We start from the raw sequence: 20503 nt of genomic DNA on the forward strand, positions 1-20503 counted from the left end.
AAGTGGATTTTTTGTATTATAAATTTTATATTTTACTGATGTTGTTGTGCATCAATTACAGCAATGGTAACCATATTCACAATTTCGCGAACAGTACTATCCAATTGTAACAAATGAATTGGTTTTTTCATTCCGATCAAAATTGGTCCAACCGCTTCTATATTTCCTAATTCTTGTAATAATTTATACGAAATATTCGCTGATTCAAGATTTGGAAAAACTAATGTATTCGCATGCGTTCCTGCTAATTTAGAAAATGGAAAATTACTTTGTAATTTCTCTCTGTTTACTGCAAAATTTGCCTGAATATCGCCATCAACTAAAACATCTGGATGATTTTGATGTAGATAATTCACTGCATTCTGAACTTTAGAAACCGTTTCTCCTTTATTTGATCCGAAGTTTGAATAAGATAATAATGCAATCTTTGGTTCAATTTTAAATTTCTTAATTGTTTCGTTAAATTGCAATGTAATGTTAACTAAATCCTCTGAAGTTGGATCTAAATTAACCGTTGTATCACCTAAGAAAACTGGTCCTTTTTCTGTCAACATCATATACATACTCGCAACTTTTTGACCTTGTTCCGCTCCAATTAATTCTAAAGCTGGACGAATCGCTTGCGAATAATTTTTCGTCATTCCCGAAATCATTGCATCTGCATAACCAAACTCAACCATACATGATCCAAAATAATTACGATCTCTCAATAATTTTTTCGCATCAGATTTTGAGATTCCTTTTCGTTGACGTTTCGAATAAATAAAATCAACGAATTGATTGTATCTATCCGAATCTTCTTCAGCATTTGTATCAACAATTTCAACATCTTCCAAATCCAACATATAATCTTTAATCATTTGTTGAATTTTATTTTTCTTTCCTAAAATAATTGGAATAGCGATTTTTTCTTCCTTTACAATTTGCGCTGCACGAAGAATTTCGAAACGATCTCCTTCAGCAAAAACAACACGTTTTGGATTTGATTTTGCCGTTTGTGTCAAATTACGCATAATCGTACTTTCTTTTCCGATTCGCTTAATCAAAGACAATTTATATGCTTCGAAATCTGTAATGATATTTTTAGCAACACCAGTTTCGATCGCCGCTTTTGCAACCGCAGCCGAAACTTCTGGTAACAAACGGGGATCATTAGGTTTTGGAATTATATAATCTTTTCCAAATTTGATCGAATGATTATTGTATGCTTGCGTCACAACTTCAGGAACTGGTTCTTTTGCTAATTCTGCAATTGCTCGAACAGCAGCAATTTTCATTTCCTCATTAATTGTCGTCGAACGAACATCTAACGCTCCTCTAAAAATATACGGAAACCCCAGTACATTATTCACCTGGTTTGGATAATCAGAACGCCCAGTTCCCATAATAATATCTTGACGCGTCGCAACTGCTAAATCGTATACAATCTCTGGATTTGGATTTGCCATTGCTAACACAATTGGGTTTTCTGCCATTGTATTCAACATATCTGCTGATAAAACATCTGCAGCCGATAAACCGATAAAAACATCTGCATCTTTAACAGCATCTGCCAATGTCGAAATATCACGATCTGTTGCCCATTCAGACTTAGAAGGATCAAGATTATCACGGTCAGAACGGATTACGCCTTTACTGTCTAACATCACGATATTTTCTTTCGTTGCACCAACAGAAATATACATTCCTGTACACGAAATTGCCGCAGCACCAGCTCCGTTTACTACAATTTTAACTTTAGAAATATTTTTTCCTTGTAATTCACATGCATTAATCAACGCTGCACCAGAAATAATAGCTGTTCCGTGTTGATCGTCGTGCATAACTGGGATATTCATTTCAGCTTTCAAACGTTTCTCAATTTCGAAACACTCAGGCGCTTTAATATCCTCTAAATTAATTCCTCCAAAAGTAGGCTCTAAAGCTTTTACCGTATTGATAAATTCATCAACATTTTTTGTATCCAATTCGATATCGAAAACATCAATATCAGCAAAAATTTTGAATAGAAGACCTTTACCTTCCATCACCGGTTTTGAAGCTACCGCACCAATATCTCCCAAGCCTAAAACGGCTGTACCGTTACTAATAACTGCAACCAGATTTCCTTTTGCTGTGTACTTATAAGCATTTTCTGGATCTTTTTCAATCTCTAAACAAGGCTCCGCAACACCTGGTGAATAAGCAAGCGATAAATCACGTTGTGTATTCGTAGGTTTTGTAGGCACTACTGCAATCTTTCCTGGTTGACCCATTGAATGGTAATTCAATGCATCTTTCTTACGATTGTCATTCATTTCTCTGTGGTTTATATTTTTTCAAAATAAATTTAGGTAAAATATATTCAACCCACTTATGACAGATGTTAGATTTTGATATTTTATTAAAATAAATTATCGAGTTATACAATTTTGAAGTTAATAATTATGAGGTTGATAAATTAAAAATTAAATCGAGTGGTAAACATAACTTGAGTTGGTCTCAACTTATAGATAAATCGTTGTTCATAATTGGAAGAAAAACTGTTTTGAGAAAAATATTTTTCATTAAAAAGATTATAAGCAGACAATTCAAAATCTATTTTCTTCTTTTTTAATGAATAACGATACATTAAATCTCCGAAAGTTGAATTTGGATTTAATCTTGAATCATCATTAACATACAAATCAAAATTAAGTTTTATATAATGCTGATCTGCAGGAAAAAAATGTAATCCTATTTGGTGGATTTGATTGGTGATTGAACGTGATTCAGATTCCTTTGAAAACTTATTTTTATAATTTGTTAAACCGTATTTATATTCAAAAGTCATCCAACTTAATAATCTGAAAGATGCATCAAAATTAGAAGTTAAAATGGTATTGTGAATTTCGATTAAATCATCATTTAATAATTGATCGTAGGTTGTAAAATTATAACCTCCAGCTAAATTAAATGTTGTCTTAATTTTAGAAAAATATTGACTTATTTTAGCATTAACAGAATGTGTTTTTTGATGATTTTTTAAGTTCAAAGCTTCTAAAACTGTACTTGCATCCGCATTATAGCTGTAATTGTAGATTAAGTTATTTTCTGACCAATTGTACGAATATCCAAAATTGATAAACCTAGATTTTATCGGATTTTTATACTCGAAACGTAAAGAAGAAATCCATTTTTTTACTTCGTTAAAATTTCCGTCATTTTGTTGAATAGAATTGTATCGATACAATATAAATCCTTCGTGCAAACGTGTTAAACTCCCCAAATCATTAGAGAAATTATGCGAGGTTGATACTTTCCAGAATTTTGAAAATTCTAAACCTATATTAAATTTTGGTTCGATGTAAAAACGATTGTATGAAGTTTTATTTCCGAAAGAATTATTCTCTAAATTATACCACTGAAAAGGAATTCCAAAAGAAAAATTAAGTCGATTCTTTCTGTACGAAAAGTTATTTTCTACATACGGATTTAAAGTTGACCAGCGTGTATTGTTAGTAAAAGTAGAATTTATTGGTTGATTATCTGCTAACAAATCACTTTTCATTGTATGATTGGTGTACTTAATTCCAATTTTTGATTGTAGCGTTAAAGCTTTTATTCCTTTTGAAAATTCAGCGAAATTATTTGTCGAAAATTTCTCAAAATTAATTTGTTGAAACACATTTTGATAATCATTTCCGTTGTTTATAAAATCAGTAAAAACTCCAGGAGAAACACTTAAATTCTCGTTATAATTTCTGTATGCAATAACAGAACGCAACGTAATTAATTGTTTACCAACTTTCTTGATTGTATTAAACTGATTGGTAAACTGCCGATTTGGTTGTGTTAATCGTTGTGTAATAAAATTATTATTTTGATTGAGATCTCCTCTCGAACTGTTCCAGTCTCCTTTAAATTCCAAGACATTTTCAAGATAATTTTTAGAACTATTTTGAGATAATGTTGCTTTTAGATTAAGACTTTCTATTTGCAAATAATTTTTTTTGATTTCGTTGAGAAATATATCACCTGTTGGTAAAAAATATTGTGTGTTTGTTTCTCCGAATCGCTTTTGAAAATCGTTGTGATAAGACAAGTTAATTCGTAAATCTAGCTCTTTTTTTAATTTAAAAAGATGATTCCAAGAACCAATATTTATTGCATTATCTAACCAACGTTCGCCATCAAAATTGGGAGTTTGTACACCTGCAATTGATAACCAACTTTCGTTCGAAAATTTTTCAGAGTCATTTAAAAAATCTTCAAGACTTAAGGTTTTTAATTGACGAGAAACATCATTTCCACGATTATTTCCTTGATAAGAACCTATCATTTGTTGCTTTTTTGTGAACAACATTGGTGTAATATTCGCCTGATACAACAATGGTGAAGCGCCAAGACCAACTTCTGCTTTACCAGAATAGGTAATTTTGCTTTTTAATTTGATATTTAATGCGGCTTTAGAGCTATAAACCAAACTGTCTAAAATCTTGATCGGTTGATGATTCTCTAAAATTTGTACTTTATCCACAGCGTCTGCAGAAAGATTTTCGTTTGCTAATGCATATTTTCCGCCCAACAAATCCATTCCTTCGATGTAGTATTTATTGATTGGTTCGCCTTGATACAAGATTCTACCAGAATTTTCGATTTCTATTCCAGGCATTTTTTTGATCACATCTGCTATAGAACGGTCTTTTATATCTTTAAAATTACTGACATCATAGGCAATTGTGTCGCCTTTTTTGCGAATTGGAGATTCTTTTAATTTAACTTCTTTTAACTCGATAGCTTTTTCTTGTAAAGTGAAATCAAAGTTTGTAGACGATTCATTTACCAAATCTGAAGTAAAAGCATAATTCATCGCACGAACCTTAATTTCATAGGTTTCGTGCGATGGATTATCTATTTTGATAGAATATTTACCATCAGATTTTGTAATAAAGTATGCCAACGTTTCGTCCGAAGTACTTGGTGAAATGGTAACATTAGCACCAGAAATAGGTTTTCCTTCTTCATTTTTAACAACACCAGAAATAGTAAGTTGTGCAAAAATAAAGTGTGAGATTAGAGTAAATAATAGTGTTAATTGATATCTCAAATTGATAATGATATTTTATAGGTATAGCATTAAATCTTTAATTATAAATCTATATTTTTGATTTTTTAAAAACTCTCTTATTTTTGTTTTTTTATCTTCGGAAACTTGTATTCCAGCGCTTTCAATTGAAATAGTTGGGTCCATGAAGTCCTGATTTATGATATTATTAAATTCTTTATTTGAAAGTTTAATTGCTTTTTTAATTCTTTTAGCTAAAATTTCTTTGTTTTGATTATTAACATCGTATTTATATTGGGATAAAGTCCAGTTGTAATTATTTTCTACATCATATAATTCTACAATTAGTCCTGGTAAATTTTTGAAAATAAATGGACCATCGTTAATGGGAATATTATCATTATACCAAGCAATCCACTGACGCCCTAAGTAAGTAGTAGTAGCTTTTTTTAATTCAATATTATTTTTATGCTTTTCATCTTTTAAATTCCATATGATATCAGGAAAACTTAATTCTGTTTCATAATTGATTGTTCCTAATTTAGAATTAAGAATCATTGTATTTGAAGCTTTCTCGTAGATGATAGTGGTTAGTTTAGAATTAGGAATTTGACCTAATTTACTCCAAGTTGTTTGAGGATTCTCGTTATTGAGATTAGCTAAATACTCAATTTCATTAATGTTGTAAGTATTTTTAGAAACATAATATCTATCGATATCGTTTCTTAAAACAAATATATCTTCTTCAATTATATTATTAGGATGTAAACTGTCATATTTATATGTGTAATTATATACAAATTCATATGATTGACATAAAGAGATAATTGGTATTAATAATAATATATATAATAGCTTTTTCATGGTATCGATAAATGTAGATAACTAAATAATATTTATTTAATTATCTACATAATTTATTAGATTATTACTTTAATTTGCAGGTGGAATAGATTCTATTAATTTTTCCATTTCACATAGCTTTTTATCTGCTTCATTTATTGCTGCTAAATCCCAAGTTGCGTCTTTATCTTTGCAAGCCATTATATAACCTCCACATTCTGTACTTGATTTAAATAAATCACATTCTTTTTCTACAACTGTAGTAGTGTTAGTTTCATTTGCCATTGCAAAAGTTCCGATAAGTGCAAAAGCACTTGTTAATAACATTTTTTTCATTTTTTAAGTAATTTAGTTTTTTAATAATCAATCATAGTTTGCAACCTACAATTGCCTCATTAACGTTAATTACATCAATAATAATAATAATAATAAATGAATAAAACAAATCGTTTTGTAAGTTAAGTAATTAAAAACAAATAGAATATGTTAAATTCTTACTCCAATTCAATAGGGTTATAAGGCATTCCACCCAAATTGGTTATAGGTTTCTTATTTTCGTCAAGAGCATATCCTTTTAACCTTTCAGCTGCATTTTCATGATAATCTTTTTCGGCTTTATAGAATTCTGTTTTTTTAACCTCTATAGGTGTTTTTTCACCTTGTGCTAAATAGATTTGTTTAGGTTTTTGGTTGATAGCGTTTGCTGTAAAATGATAATGTTCTTTATCATCATAAATTTCTAAAATAAGACCAGGCAAACCATAAAATTTATACGGACCAGCATTCATTGGGATTTCGTCTGTGTACCAAGCCGTCCATTTTCTACCACCGTAGTTTACAGTCGCTTTTTTTGCAGTATAATTCAATATTTGTTTGATGTCATTCAGTAGTTTCCAATCCAATTTTGGTAACGTTTCTTTATAAAAAAATGAATCGTGATAAATTTTATCTGCAAAAGTCAATTGATCTTTTTCTTTATCGATAATAATTTGATATCTAAAGGCAGATTTGAAACGTTGAGCCATACTAATATTAATATCATTTGCATTAACTGTTCCCAAATGACTATGTTTTTCGTCTATAGAATCTGATCCAATTCTATTGTAATCGACGAATTTATTGTAACGTTTACCAATTTGTAGAAGTGCTAAACCAGCTTTCGCTTTTTCCGGGTTTTTTATATTACGAACAACTTTGTAATCGTAAGTTATATTGTAATCAGATAACTCGAAATTTGTTTGGGAGTAATTAGAAGAATTGAATGTCGCGTCGGTTTTTATTTGTGGCTGTGCATATACAATGCAACCAATAAAAATGATAAAATAGTATAGTAATTTCATTATAAGGTTGTTAATTATGATGAAATTACTATAAATATTTTTATTCTACAAATATAGTATTAATTTATTTTTAAATTATTTACCACGTCAACCAACTTTTTAGTTAAGTTTTTACGGTTGAATTGTTGAACTTCGTCTTCGTTTGTTTCAAATTTTTGAAGAGGATTTCTTAACCATTGGTTATAAATAGAAAGGATGAAAGATTTTATTTCAGTAACATCTTGATGGCTAAAATAATCGCCAGCTTTCGTTTTATGCAGTATTTTTTGAACATCAGCCTCAGCTGGTCCAATTGCTAAAATAGGATTTCCAGTCGCCATATATTCAAATAACTTTCCAGGAATAATTCCTTTAGATGCAACATTATCAAAGTTGGTCAAAATCAAAACATTTGCTGTATTAATAGCGTTCAATGACTCTTGATGTGAAACGTAACCATGTGCAACCAAGTTTTTCTCTAAACCTGCATCAATCACTGTTTGTTTGACGTCATCAGCTAAAGAACCATAAAAATTAAGTTTTAAATCTTCTTTGAATGATTGATTTTCGGAAGTTAATTCAGCTAAAGCTTTCCACAATGCAACAGGATTTCGAAGCATTTCCAAACCTCCAGAATACGTCAAATGAAAGTGATTTTGATCTTTTTCTGTTTGTTGTTTTACTTCTTCAAAACCATTTGTAATTACTTCTACATGTTTTGCACCAATCTTCTTGAAATTTTCTCCATCAGCATAACTTGTTGCTAAAACAACATCTGCTTTTTGCATTACTTCACGCTCTAAATCTTCGTGTTTTTTTGCAGCCCAAAAAGTTAATTTCAATTCTTTGTGATAACTAATTTGAGTCCATGGATCACGAAAATCTGCCAACCATTTGAGATTTGGTAATTGTTTTTTCAATTTCAAACCGATTAAATGTAAGCTATGAGGCGGACCAGAAGTTACAATCGTATCTATATTTTCTTTCTGTAAAAAGTCTTTTAAATATTCTGCAGAAGGATTTACCCAAAACTTGCGCGCATCTGGAATAAAGAAATTTCCACGCACAAAAACTGACAATCTCGACATGAAAGATTGATTTTCTTTCTTTTCGAAATGTCCACCTTTATAAGCTTTATTCTTTGGATTCAGTTTTTCTGCTAACTGATAAGGTTCCCAAATTTTATTCTTGATGATTTTAACTTTTGGATTAATGTCCTTGGCTAAAGTTTCATCGAGAATTGGATAAGAAGGATTTTCTGGAATATAAACATAGGTTTCATATCCAAATTCAGGAAGATATTTTGTGAATTTCAACCATCTTTGAACACCAGGACCTCCCGCAGGAGGCCAGTAATAGGTGATGATTAATATTTTTTTCATTCCAAAATTAAGCCTTTTCAGCGACTAAGTTTAAATTCTCTTTTATAGAACATTTTTTATATCCCAAATAAATACCTCCAGCCACAACGATTAAAAGTAAAATATTCGAAACTATCACAATCATATTTCCAGTAGAAATAACTTGTGGTTTAAATTCCATCACGATTGTATGATTTCCTTTTTGTACAGGAACTGCACGCAAAACATAATTCGCTTTTTCGATCGGAACTTCTTTTCCATCAACCGTTGCAATCCAACCGTGCGGATAATAAACTTCTGAGAAAACAGCAATTTGATCTGTATTAGAAGAAGATTTATACGTCATCTTCATTAGTGAATAATCAACCAATTCAATTTTCGCATTAGTATCTGCCGAAACATTCATGTTTTTATTCTCAACCAAATCTTTACGTAAAATTACCGTGTTATTAATTGGAGTAGAATTTATCGCTAAAATTTCATCATTTGCATTTTCTGTCCATTTGATATTTGAGGCTAACCAAACACTTCCCAAAGCTGTAGGATTTTGCTGTACTTGCGGCTCCGTTGGACTTCCATGAATAATGTATTTCGTATTCATCATATTCAATACATTAATCAAACCTGTTTCATCTTTGATTCCATATTTTTTCAATTGCGGATCTTGAGAAAAATAGATATCCACAACATCTTGGTATTTTCCTAATTTCGCCGCATGATAACCACCAATTGAAGGAACAAAATATGAAGTTCCAGCTTCATTAAATGTACTCAAAACCGTATTGTACACACGGAAATGTGATTTATCTTGTTTTGAAATATTTAATAATAAATTATTCAATGGAACTTTGTAAGCAATTTGCGCTACATTATTGTTGTTCTCTGCTTCAGTTTGTAAACGAGGCGACATTTCAGTTGGGAAAGGATTATCAACAATGTATTTAGATACAAAATTATCTTCGTTCAAATATCTTTTATTCACCGTAAATCCGTCAATAAAAGCCAATGCACCAATCGCTAAAATGACGATAATTGGTTTTTTGATAAACTTGAATAAATAAGCCAACAACAAAGCCATTGTGAACAAAACAAAAATCAATGTGCGAACTGTATCCGCTTTAAACATAGAAATTCTATCTTGAATTAATGCTTCATCTAATCGTTTTATTAATCCATCCCAAAGTCCGATTGCATTTGGATTTGCTTGCTGAATTTGTCCGATTAATTGTTCAGTCATTAATTTTTCATTCTCTGATGTAAATGGAAAAATCATTCCACCGAATAAGAAGAAAATAATTAGAATTCCGACTGTAGAACCACCAGCTATATAAAGTACTTTCTTTTTGAATTCATCTGATTCGTCAGAATTAAAGAAATAATATAAAGTCAAAATTGCTAAGAAAGGCATTGTAAATTCGGCAATTACCAAGATTGATGATACAGCGCGGAACTTATCATACATCGGGAAATAATCAATGAATAAGTTGGTAACGAATGGTAAATTTTTACCCCAAGCCAAAATGAAACTTAGAATCGTTGCTCCAACTAACCATTTTTTATAGGTCGCGTATTTTCCACGTACCATAAACATTCCGATAATAAACAAGAAAACGACTACAGCTCCCTGATATGCAGGTCCGGAAGTTCCTGGCTGATCTCCCCAATATGCACTTCTCGGTTGACTTGCCACAGCTTGAAAAACTTGCTGATTGAACTCGTCTTCACCAAGGCTATATTGAGTATTTTGTAATTCTGATGTATAATTCTTTAAATCTTCTGGATTCGTTTGCGAACCACCACCCATCAAATTTGGAATAAAAAGATTTAATGTTTCTAATTTTCCATAACTCCATTGTGTGATATAATCGTGATCTAATCCGTTCGAATTCTTTTTCAACAAGGTCATCTCAGATTTTCCACGAGTTGTTTCTTTACTGTATTCGTAAGTTGACAATAATCGATTTGCATTCAATCCTGCTGCAATAATTAAAGCGACAACTACTAATGCAGATGATTTTAAGAAATCTGGTAATTCTTTTTTCTTTAAACTATCAATAAATTGAACAATTGCAAAAACCAACATCGCTAAAAACAAATAGAACGTCATTTGAATGTGATTGGCTTGTAATTGCAATCCCATAAACAAGGTTGTAAGTACAAAACCTGCAATGTATTTTTTACGATACAATAAAAGAATTCCGGCAACAAAAGGCGCGAAATAACCAATTGTATGGAGCTTTCCGTTATGCCCTGCTGCAATCAGCTCAAAATAATACGAACTAAAAGCAAAGAAAATTGCACCAACTAAAGCATATTGCCATTTTTTGAAAAGCGTTAAGCCAAGAATAAAAAATCCTGTAAATAACAAGAAAATATAATCTGCTGGACGTGGTAAAAATCTGAAAACACCATCTATCGTTTTGATAATATCAAAATCATATTTTGCTCCAGTTTGATAGGTTGGCATTCCACCAAACATCGCATCAGACCAATAGACATTTTCTCCTGTTTTGTCTTGATACGTCAACATTTCTTGCGCACTACCCCTGTAGTTGATAATATCAGGTTGAATAACAGATTTTCCCGATAAAACTGGTGAACAATACACCAATGCAATCACTGCAAAAAGCAGCAATGAGATAAGAACGTAGAGTAAATTCTTTTTATTTTTCATCCTTTTTTTCTTCGATTATTTCGTAATCCACCGTTTCGGCGTCTATATTATATTTCGGTTTGTCGAAAGATGTGTTTGGTTTCGATTCGTTGTACGAATCATTTGAGTTTTGGTTCTGATTATAAGCATTTCTTTGCTGATTAATTGCTTCTTGAAAAACTTTTTTCACTGCAAATACTTTTCTTAAAAATCTAAAAATAGTTAAGAAAATAATACTTAAAATTATAATCCAAATAATTGTTTTCATTTTAGTTAACTGTTGTGACAGTTGTAACCGACTCAGTCATCGTTTGTTTTTGACCTTGCGCTTCTACTGTACGTTTTAATGTTTCCTTTTTCGTTAAATTAACTTTGTTGATCCAACCAGATTTAGTGTCCAACAAAATTTTTCCATCTACATTCGCACTACTATTCGCAGACATTGTAACACCTTGTTGCGACTCATTACCTTTCAAACTTTGCGTTCCATTTACAGTAATTGTCGTATTTGCAGGCTCAACACTTGCTAAAGTTCTTTTCATCGAAATATTTCCTTTCATTGGACCTTGATCAATTTTTTGACTATCGCTCCAAGATTCTTTAAGCGCTAAAGTTTTGTTAGGGAAAATATTCATCGTTTCTTCAAATTGAGAAGAAATTGCTTGTTTGTTTAATGAATTGTCGATAATCTGTGTAAAGAATTTAAACTCTTCTGCTGAAACTTGTTTCTTCACAGAGTTAAGAATTGAAGTTTTGATTCCTTCTAATCCATCAACGCTTACAACTTTTCCTTTCTGATCAACTTTCATTGTATACGTTTTTCCTGTCATAGCTTTGTAAATCGACCAAGAAACCGCAATATCTTTGTTCGCTGGTTTTGCAGCATTTGTGTCATACGAAATTGATTTTCCCGAAGGATCTGTCATTTTCTCGCTATATTGTTTAGATTTCACTTCTAATGTATACACACCATCTTTGAAATCTTTTACCGTATAATCAATTTGTTTTTTACTTTCACTTGACATTTTTTGAGATTGTTTCCCGTCCGAAGCCGTGTGAGTTGTTTTAATTCCCAACGTCATTGGATAAGTCTTTCCTATCTCCAAATTGTATTTGTATGTATATTTGTCATCTGCACCTTTTGTTATTGCAACAACTTCTGTTTCAGCAGGCGTTTCAGCGATTTTCAAAGAATCTGTTGTTTCTATTTTGGCAACTGTATCACCTTTTTCGTTCACAATTAATTCTTTTCCATCTTTATCTTTTCCTACGACTTTATCATCTTTTTTACATGAAACAACTGCCATTGCTACAGCCATCATGAATAGTAATTTTTTCATATCAATTTTATGTTTGATAATTGGTTTATTGCCAAAATCAATCCAAAAATAAGGATTTTAGTTGATTTTTTAACATTAAGATTTTAAAACAATCATATCTAGAAAATTAGATGATTGAAAAGAATTTATTGTCAATCTAGAAAATTATAAAGTATTACAAATTGTCATAATTAATAAATACAAAAAAAGCCTCCCAATTTGGGAGGCTTTTTACTATATAATCGAATAGATTATGCTTCTTCTGTACTTTCAGTTTCAGCAGCTGGTGCAGCTTCTTCTGTTTTAGTACTTTTTTTACTACGACGTGTAGTTGCTTTTTTCTCTACTTTCGCGTTAGTGTAGATATCATTGAAATCTACTAACTCGATCATTGCAGTATCAGCACCGTCACCTAAACGGAATCCAGTTTTGATGATACGAGTGTATCCTCCTGGGCGATTTGCAATTTTAGGAGCTACAGTTCTGAATAATTCAGTTACAGCTTCTTTATCTTGTAAGTATGAAAATACAACGCGACGGTTGTTAGTATCGTCTGTTTTAGACTTTGTCAATAAAGGCTCAACATATGTTTGTAATGCTTTAGCCTTTGCTACTGTTGTGTTAATTCTCTTGTGAGTAATCAACGCTATAGCTAAATTAGATAATAAAGCTCTTCTATGAGAGGCAGTTCTACCTAAATGGTTAAATTTTTTTCCGTGTCTCATTTTTTAATAAAATTATTCTACGTCTAACTTATATTTTACGATGTCCATTCCAAAGTTAAGACCTTTGCTGTCCACCAATTCTTCTAACTCTGTAAGAGATTTCTTACCAAAGTTTCTGAATTTCATTAAGTCAGACTTAGCGAAAGAAACTAATTCGCCTAATGTTTCAACTTCAGCTGCTTTTAAACAATTTAATGCTCTTACTGATAAATCCATATCTACCAATTTTGTTTTCAATAATTGGCGCATATGTAATGCTTCTTCATCATAAGTTTCACCAGATGCAACTTCTTCCGCTTCTAATGTTATTCTCTCATCTGAGAATAACATAAAGTGGTGAATTAAGATTTTAGCTGCTTCAGTTAAAGCATCTTGAGGTGTTATAGAACCATCTGTTGTAATTTCAAAAACTAATTTTTCGTAGTCAGTTTTTTGTTCTACACGATAGTTTTCAATTGCGTATTTTACATTCTTAATTGGAGTGTAAATTGAGTCAATTGCTATAGTACCGATTGGCGCAGAAGCCTTTTTATTCTCATCAGCTGGTACGTATCCTCTACCTTTTTCGATTGTAAATGTAATTGTTACGTTTACTTTAGCGTCTAAGTTAGCGATAACTAATTCAGGGTTTAAAACTTGGAATCCAGAAATAAATTTCCCTAAATCACCTGCTGTTAATTGATCTTGCCCTGAGATAGTAGCAGTTACAGTTTCAGCATCTGATTCATCAATTTGTTTCTTAAAACGAACCTTTTTCAGATTTAAAATGATCTCTGTAACATCTTCCACTACTCCTGGAATAGTTGAAAATTCGTGCTCAACTCCTTCAATTTTGATTGAAGTGATCGCATATCCTTCTAATGAAGAAAGTAACACTCTACGTAGAGCATTTCCAACTGTAATCCCGTATCCTGGCTCTAATGGACGGAACTCAAATTGTCCGAATTTAGAGTCAGACTCTACTAAGATTACTTTGTCAGGTTTGATGAAATTTAAAATAGTCATTTTATTAGTCTGATTTTAAGGTTTATTTAGAATATAACTCGACGATTAATTGCTCTTTAATATCTTCTGGAATTTGAACTCTTTCTGGAGCTTTTGTGAAAGTTCCTGATTTTTGTTCGTCGTTCCAAATTAACCAATCGTACTCGCTACGTGCGTGTAAAGAGTTTGTGATTGCAGCTAAAGATTTAGATTTTTCTCTAACAGCGATTACATCACCAGCTTTTAATTGGTAAGAAGGGATGTTCACGATTTCTCCGTTTACAGTTACGTGTTTGTGAGATACTAATTGACGTGCAGCACTACGTGAGTTTGCGATACCTAAACGGTAAACTACGTTATCTAAACGAGATTCACATAATTGTAATAATACTTCACCTGTAATTCCTTTAGAAGCATTTGCTTTTTTGTATAAGTTAGCAAATTGACGCTCTAAAATACCGTAAGTATATTTTGCTTTTTGTTTTTCAGTTAACTGAATAGCGTATTCTGATTTTTTAGCTCTTCTTTTGTTAGGTCCGTGTTGCCCTGGAGGATATTTCTTTTTCTCAAAAGATTTATCGTCACCGAAAATTGGTTGTCCAAATTTTCTTGCAATTTTAGTTTTTGGTCCTGTATATCTTGCCATGATTTGTTACTATTAAATATATTAAATAATTAAATTGAGAAAAATGATTATACTCTTCTCTTTTTAGGTGGACGACATCCATTGTGTGGTAATGGAGTAACATCAACGATTTCAGAAACCTCGATACCACCGTTATGAATTGTTCTAATAGCAGATTCACGACCTTGACCTGGTCCTTTCACGAATACTTTTACTCTTCTTAATCCTGCTTCGTATGCAACTGTTGTTGCATCTTGAGCAGCTACTTGAGCAGCGTAAGGAGTGTTCTTTTTAGATCCACGGAATCCCATTTTACCTGCTGAAGACCAAGAGATAACTTCACCGTTTTTGTTTGTTAAAGTAACGATAACATTGTTAAACGATGCTTGAATATGAGCTTGTCCAGTAGCTTCAATAACTACTTTTCTTTTCTTTACTACTTTCTGATTTTTTGCCATGATCCTATTTATTATTTAGTGGCTTTTTTCTTGTTAGCAACTGTTTTCTTTTTACCTTTTCTTGTACGTGAGTTATTTTTTGTTCTTTGACCACGTAATGGTAAACCTAATCTGTGACGAATACCTCTTTGACATCCGATATCCATTAAACGTTTAATGTTTAATTGGATTTCTGATCTTAATTCACCTTCTACTTTGAAAGTTTCATTGATCGATGCACGGATTGCGTTGATTTCTTCATCAGTCCATTCGCTAACTTTTGTATCTTCTGAAATATTATTTTCAGCTAAGATTTTAGAAGCACTGCTTCTTCCGATCCCGTAAATGTATGTAAGTCCGATTACCCCTCTTTTGTTTTTAGGTAAATCTACACCTGAAATTCTTGCCATAATTCTAAATAATTAACCTTGTCTTTGTTTAAACTTAGGATTCTTTTTGTTGATCACATACAAACGTCCTTTACGACGCACAATTTTACAGTCAGCACTTCTCTTTTTAATGGATGCTCTAATTTTCATCTTTGTAAATTTATTTATAATCCGATAGAGTTAACGTATCTACATTAACTCTATCACCAGTCGTTATTATTTCTTTTAGTATCTGTAAGATATTCTACCTTTCGTTAAATCGTAAGGAGACATCTCTATTTTAACTCTATCACCTGGTAATAATTTGATATAGTGCATACGCATTTTACCAGATATGTTACATGTTACAACATGTCCATTTTCTAATTCGACACGGAACATTGCATTTGATAATGCTTCTGTAATCGTACCGTCTTGTTCAATATGTTTTTGTTTAGCCATAAATCTTTTTAATAAAATCTTATTAGATATCTCTTGAAGTTCTACCTGAAGACATTAAACCATCGTAACGGTGATTTAATAAATATGTATTAATTTGTTGTACAGTATCTAAGATAACTCCCACCATAATTAACATTGATGTACCTCCAAAGAACATTGCTAAGCTCTGTTCTACACCTAATAATTTTACAATCGCTGGCAAAACAGCAAGCAAAGTTAGTAAAATTGCTCCAGGTAACGTAATTTTTGATAAAATTTCGTCTAAAAAATTTGCAGTTTCTTTTCCAGGACGGATTCCAGGGATGATTCCTCCGTTACGTTTAAGATCTTCTGCCATTTGGTTTACTGGGATTGTGATTGCAGTATAGAAATATGTGAAGATAATAATTAGTAATCCGAAGATCAAATTGTATTCCCACGTAAATGGATCTGCCATTTTCGCGAAGAATGCTTTTACTGGACTTCCTTCGTCTAAGAAATAGTTTGCCAATGTTCCTGGTAAAAACATAATTGCTTGTGCGAAGATAATAGGCATTACACCTGCTGCATTTACTTTAAGTGGAATATATGAACGTACAGAGTCTGTAACTGATCTCATATATGAACTACTTGAAGTTTGCGCTCTTCTTACATATTGTACTGGTACTTTACGCACCGCTGCAACAATCATAATACACATTGCAATAACTAGGATTAACCCTAACATTTCTATCAAGAAGAAAATACCGTTTGAAGGGTCAACTTCAAATGCATTAAATATTGCTTTTGGTAAGTCGGCTAGGATACCAACCATAATTAAGATTGAAATACCGTTACCTATACCTTTGTCAGTAATTTTTTCTCCCATCCACATGGCAAAGATTGTCCCTGTAATCAAAATGATTGTTGAAGGGAACCAGAACCAAAAGTTGGTTGGAGGAATTACATAGATAGCATATGATGAAGTTGGATCGTAAGGTAAAATTTGAGAAGTTACTAATGTAAGGTATGCTGGTGCTTGCACCAAACAAATCCCGATTGTTAACCATCTCGTAATTTGGTTTACTTTGTTACGTCCGCTTTCTCCTTCTTTTTGTAGTTTTTGGATGTAAGGTACTGCTAATCCCATCAATTGTATAACAATCGAAGCAGAGATATAAGGCATAATTCCTAACGCAAATACGGAAGCTCTCTTAAAAGAACCTCCGGTAAAAGAGTTTAATAATCCTAAAATTCCTGAATTTGCATTTTCTTGGTCTGCAACAAAACGATTAACCTCGTTAATATCGACACCTGGAAGTGGAATATGAGAACCGAATCTATAAACCAACAATAGAAGGATAGTTACAAGTAACTTATCCTTCAATTCTTTTATGCTCCAGATATTTTTTATGGTCTGTATAAACCCTTTCATCTATAAAATATATTCTTAAGCGTTAACTAATTCTACTTTACCTCCTGCATTCACAATAGCTTCTTGAGCTGTTTGAGTGAATTTATCAGCAGTAACATTAACAGTTGCTTTTAACTCTCCACGACCTAAAATTTTCACTAAGTCATTTTTGTGAGCTAATCCTAACTGAACTAATGTTTCTTTATTTAAAGTATCTGTAATTTTGTTGTTATCAACTAATTGTTGAATTGTATCTAAATTGATTCCTGTGTACTCAACTCTGTTGATGTTTTTGAAACCAAATTTAGGTAAACGTCTTTGTAAAGGCATTTGTCCACCTTCGAAACCGATTTTTCTTGAATAACCAGAACGAGATTTAGCACCTTTGTGTCCACGACCTGCTGTCAAACCGTTTCCACTACCTTCACCTCTACCTTTACGGAATTTATTTTGTACTGAACCAGCAGCTGGTTTTAAATTACTTAAATTCATTTTTAATAATTTTTAAAAGGTTAAAAGCGATTAAGCTCTTTCTACTACTACTAAGTGTGAGATTTTACGGATCATTCCTTCAATTTGAGGAGTTGATTCGTGCTCAACAACTTGATTCAACTTTTTTAAACCTAAAGCAACTAATGTAGCTTTTTGAGATTTATCACGGTTGATTGCACTACGTGTTTGTTTTACTCTTACTTTGCTCATTTTACTTTTTTTTAACCGTTGAATACTTTAGTTACAGAAATACCTCTTTGACGAGCAATAGTCTCTACAGAACGTAAGCTTAATAAAGCGCGGAATGTAGCTTTTACTGCGTTATGAGGGTTAGAAGAACCTTTTGATTTTGATAATACATCATGTACACCAACTGATTCTAATACCGCACGTACTGTACCACCTGCAATTACCCCTGTACCTTTAGATGCTGGACGGATGAATACTTGCGCACCACCGAAACGAGCTTCTTGTTCGTGAGGAATTGTGTTGTTAAATAACGGGATACGTACTAAGTTTTTCTTAGCGTCTTCGATAGCTTTAGCGATTGCAGAAGCTACGTCTTTAGATTTCCCTAATCCGTAACCTACTACTCCGTTTCCGTCACCTACTACTACGATTGCAGAGAAACCAAATGCTCTACCTCCTTTTGTTACTTTAGTAACACGTTGTACTCCAACTAAACGATCTTTTAAATCTAAACCTGTTGGTTTTACTCTTTCTACGTTTTTAAATCCTAACATAATTTCTTTCTCTTTTTTAGAATTTTAATCCACCTTCTCTAGCACCATCTGCTAAAGCTTTGATTCTACCATGATATACGAAACCGTTACGATCAAAAACTACAGTTTCAATTCCTTTTGCAATAGCTTTAGCAGCTAATGCTTTACCAACTGATACAGAAACTTCAGATTTTGTACCTTCTACAGCAACACCTTTTTCACGAGATGATGCAGAAGCTAAAGTTACTCCATTGTTATCGTCAATAATTTGAGCGTAAATTTCTTTGTTAGAACGGTAAACTGATAAACGAGGTTTAGTTTCTGTTCCAAAAATATTTCGACGCACGCGTCTTTTTATTTTTTGTCTTTTTTCTACTTTAGATAATGCCATTTTTCAATGATTTTTATGCAGATTTACCTGCTTTTCTTCTAATAATTTCTCCTACGAATTTAATTCCTTTTCCTTTGTAAGGCTCTGGCTTACGGTAAGAACGAATTTTCGCTACAATCATTCCTAATAATTGATTATCATGAGATGATAATGTAATAATAGGATTTTTACCTTTTTCTGTTAAAGTTTCAACTTTAATTTCAACAGGTAATTCAATAACGATATTGTGAGAGAAACCTAATGACAAATCTAATTTTTGTCCGTTGTTAGATGCTCTATAACCAACACCAACTAATTCTAATTGTTTTTTAAAACCTTCTGTTACACCAGTAATCATGTTATTGATTAATGAACGGTATAAACCATGTAAAGCTTTGTTATCTTTAGAATCGTTTGGACGAACTACAGTTAAAACTCCGTCTTCGATTGTTAAATCAAATCCTTCTTTTAACTCTCTTGTCATTGTAATGTTGTTACCTTTTACAGTAACTACGTTATCTTTAAATTCAACAGTTGCTGCTGCAGGGATGTTGATATGTGCGTGTCCTATTCTTGACATAATTTCTTAATTTTTTAAAAGATTAATAAACAAAACATAAAACTTCACCACCTACATTCTCTTGACGAGCTTGTTTATCTGTCATCACACCTTTAGAAGTTGAGATGATAGCAACACCTAAACCGTTTAATACACGAGGTAATTCTTTAGATCCTGCGTATTGACGTAAACCTGGAGTTGAAGCTCTTTTGATTTTACGGATAGCTGGCTCTTTAGTAACTTTGTCGTACTTTAAAGCGATTTTAATTGTTCCTTGAGGTTGATCTTGTCCTTCGAATTTGTAGTTCAAGATGTAACCTTGTTCAAATAAGATCTTAGTGATCTCTTTTTTAATTTTAGATGCAGGAATTTCCACTACTTTGTGTCCTGCCATCATTGCATTTCTAACGCGAGTTAGAAAATCTGAAATTGGATCTGTATACATAAATAATTCTATAGTATAGCGCGTAAGCACTACTTTTAAAATTAAACTTTTACCAAAATGCACTATGCATTTGGGTTGCAAATATATTGCATATTTTTTAATTACAAACTATTAATCTAAATAATTTATTTTTAATCGTTTTATAACTAGGGATTAAGACAAAACATGAAACTCAATCTTTATATTTATTTATCTTTTTAATCGATCTCAACAATTAATTCTTGATGTAATCTTCTATTTTTATTCTTAAAAAATAGCTGAAAGTCAAAACAATTTATATAAATTTGATTTGGCTTTAGGGGTATTCTGAAAAGAATTGAGAGAGTCCCTTTGAACCTGATACGGTTAACACCGACGTAGGGAAAAGCAATATCTATGCAATTATTTAATATTTGCAACGCTTTATTTTCAAAGAAAATCC

Annotated in this window: 23 protein-coding genes and 1 riboswitch; all 23 genes read right to left on the bottom strand. The window is 31.9% G+C overall.

Annotated features, from left to right (window positions below; translation table 11 throughout):
* Positions 1 to 32: 32 nt before the first annotated feature.
* Entirely contained in the window at positions 33 to 2297 is a 2265-nt protein-coding gene (locus tag B4E59_RS11790) for an NADP-dependent malic enzyme (RefSeq protein WP_291053177.1), read from the bottom strand.
* Positions 2298 to 2440: 143 nt separating this feature from the next.
* Positions 2441 to 5068: a carboxypeptidase regulatory-like domain-containing protein gene (locus tag B4E59_RS11795; protein ID WP_291053181.1), complete on the bottom strand. Its 2628-nt coding sequence runs from the start codon at positions 5066 to 5068 to the stop codon at positions 2441 to 2443.
* A 15-nt stretch (positions 5069 to 5083) separates the two neighbouring features.
* Positions 5084 to 5890: a GLPGLI family protein gene (locus B4E59_RS11800; RefSeq protein WP_291049324.1), complete on the bottom strand. Its 807-nt coding sequence runs from the start codon at positions 5888 to 5890 to the stop codon at positions 5084 to 5086.
* Positions 5891 to 5959: 69 nt separating this feature from the next.
* Positions 5960 to 6205: a hypothetical protein gene (locus B4E59_RS11805; RefSeq protein ID WP_291053185.1), complete on the bottom strand. Its 246-nt coding sequence runs from the start codon at positions 6203 to 6205 to the stop codon at positions 5960 to 5962.
* A 158-nt stretch (positions 6206 to 6363) separates the two neighbouring features.
* Positions 6364 to 7209, bottom strand: coding sequence for a GLPGLI family protein (locus B4E59_RS11810; RefSeq protein WP_280051335.1), 846 nt, complete (start codon positions 7207 to 7209; stop codon positions 6364 to 6366).
* Between the two features lie 59 nt (positions 7210 to 7268).
* Positions 7269 to 8570, bottom strand: coding sequence for a glycosyltransferase family protein (locus B4E59_RS11815; protein ID WP_286495360.1), 1302 nt, complete (start codon positions 8568 to 8570; stop codon positions 7269 to 7271).
* A gap of 7 nt (positions 8571 to 8577) precedes the next feature.
* Positions 8578 to 11223: a YfhO family protein gene (locus B4E59_RS11820; RefSeq protein ID WP_286495359.1), complete on the bottom strand. Its 2646-nt coding sequence runs from the start codon at positions 11221 to 11223 to the stop codon at positions 8578 to 8580.
* Positions 11213 to 11470: a hypothetical protein gene (locus B4E59_RS11825; RefSeq protein ID WP_286495358.1), complete on the bottom strand. Its 258-nt coding sequence runs from the start codon at positions 11468 to 11470 to the stop codon at positions 11213 to 11215. The genes B4E59_RS11820 and B4E59_RS11825 overlap by 11 nt, the downstream gene beginning before the upstream one ends.
* A gap of 1 nt (position 11471) precedes the next feature.
* Positions 11472 to 12542, bottom strand: coding sequence for a DUF6263 family protein (locus B4E59_RS11830; protein ID WP_291053188.1), 1071 nt, complete (start codon positions 12540 to 12542; stop codon positions 11472 to 11474).
* 230 nt (positions 12543 to 12772) lie between these two features.
* Positions 12773 to 13246 (bottom strand): 50S ribosomal protein L17, encoded by a 474-nt coding sequence (gene rplQ, locus B4E59_RS11835; protein ID WP_038335555.1) that lies wholly within the window; start codon positions 13244 to 13246, stop codon positions 12773 to 12775.
* Positions 13247 to 13258: 12 nt separating this feature from the next.
* Positions 13259 to 14251 (bottom strand): DNA-directed RNA polymerase subunit alpha, encoded by a 993-nt coding sequence (locus tag B4E59_RS11840; RefSeq protein ID WP_038335552.1) that lies wholly within the window; start codon positions 14249 to 14251, stop codon positions 13259 to 13261.
* Positions 14252 to 14273: 22 nt separating this feature from the next.
* Positions 14274 to 14876, bottom strand: a complete 603-nt coding sequence (gene rpsD / locus B4E59_RS11845) for a 30S ribosomal protein S4 (protein WP_038335550.1) — start codon at positions 14874 to 14876, stop codon at positions 14274 to 14276.
* A 47-nt stretch (positions 14877 to 14923) separates the two neighbouring features.
* A complete protein-coding gene (gene rpsK / locus B4E59_RS11850; protein WP_019974178.1) occupies positions 14924 to 15313 on the bottom strand; it encodes a 30S ribosomal protein S11 in 390 nt (129 codons plus the stop codon).
* Positions 15314 to 15324: 11 nt separating this feature from the next.
* Complete coding sequence (gene rpsM / locus B4E59_RS11855; protein ID WP_038335547.1) at positions 15325 to 15702, bottom strand: 30S ribosomal protein S13; 378 nt, start codon at positions 15700 to 15702, stop codon at positions 15325 to 15327.
* A 12-nt stretch (positions 15703 to 15714) separates the two neighbouring features.
* The gene (gene ykgO / locus B4E59_RS11860) at positions 15715 to 15831 is read right to left on the bottom strand and encodes a type B 50S ribosomal protein L36 (protein ID WP_013598490.1); all 117 of its coding nucleotides are present in this window, start codon (positions 15829 to 15831) and stop codon (positions 15715 to 15717) included.
* Between the two features lie 75 nt (positions 15832 to 15906).
* Entirely contained in the window at positions 15907 to 16122 is a 216-nt protein-coding gene (gene infA / locus B4E59_RS11865; RefSeq protein ID WP_019974180.1) for a translation initiation factor IF-1, read from the bottom strand.
* A 22-nt stretch (positions 16123 to 16144) separates the two neighbouring features.
* Positions 16145 to 17515: a preprotein translocase subunit SecY gene (gene secY, locus B4E59_RS11870; RefSeq protein ID WP_038335544.1), complete on the bottom strand. Its 1371-nt coding sequence runs from the start codon at positions 17513 to 17515 to the stop codon at positions 16145 to 16147.
* A 15-nt stretch (positions 17516 to 17530) separates the two neighbouring features.
* Entirely contained in the window at positions 17531 to 17986 is a 456-nt protein-coding gene (rplO, locus tag B4E59_RS11875) for a 50S ribosomal protein L15 (RefSeq protein ID WP_114999016.1), read from the bottom strand.
* Positions 17987 to 18016: 30 nt separating this feature from the next.
* Positions 18017 to 18196: a 50S ribosomal protein L30 gene (rpmD, locus tag B4E59_RS11880; RefSeq protein WP_038335538.1), complete on the bottom strand. Its 180-nt coding sequence runs from the start codon at positions 18194 to 18196 to the stop codon at positions 18017 to 18019.
* Positions 18197 to 18207: 11 nt separating this feature from the next.
* Positions 18208 to 18729, bottom strand: a complete 522-nt coding sequence (gene rpsE, locus B4E59_RS11885; protein WP_114999014.1) for a 30S ribosomal protein S5 — start codon at positions 18727 to 18729, stop codon at positions 18208 to 18210.
* A 16-nt stretch (positions 18730 to 18745) separates the two neighbouring features.
* Positions 18746 to 19099, bottom strand: coding sequence for a 50S ribosomal protein L18 (gene rplR, locus B4E59_RS11890; RefSeq protein WP_114999013.1), 354 nt, complete (start codon positions 19097 to 19099; stop codon positions 18746 to 18748).
* 13 nt (positions 19100 to 19112) lie between these two features.
* A complete protein-coding gene (gene rplF / locus B4E59_RS11895) occupies positions 19113 to 19658 on the bottom strand; it encodes a 50S ribosomal protein L6 (protein WP_219034155.1) in 546 nt (181 codons plus the stop codon).
* Between the two features lie 22 nt (positions 19659 to 19680).
* Entirely contained in the window at positions 19681 to 20082 is a 402-nt protein-coding gene (gene rpsH, locus B4E59_RS11900; RefSeq protein WP_019974187.1) for a 30S ribosomal protein S8, read from the bottom strand.
* Between the two features lie 287 nt (positions 20083 to 20369).
* A riboswitch (TPP riboswitch) is annotated at positions 20370 to 20462 on the top strand.
* Positions 20463 to 20503: the final 41 nt, after the last annotated feature.

Origin of the sequence: Empedobacter sp. UBA2044 (assembly GCF_002333005.1) — a bacterium.
Lineage (GTDB): Bacteria > Bacteroidota > Bacteroidia > Flavobacteriales > Weeksellaceae > Empedobacter > Empedobacter falsenii_B.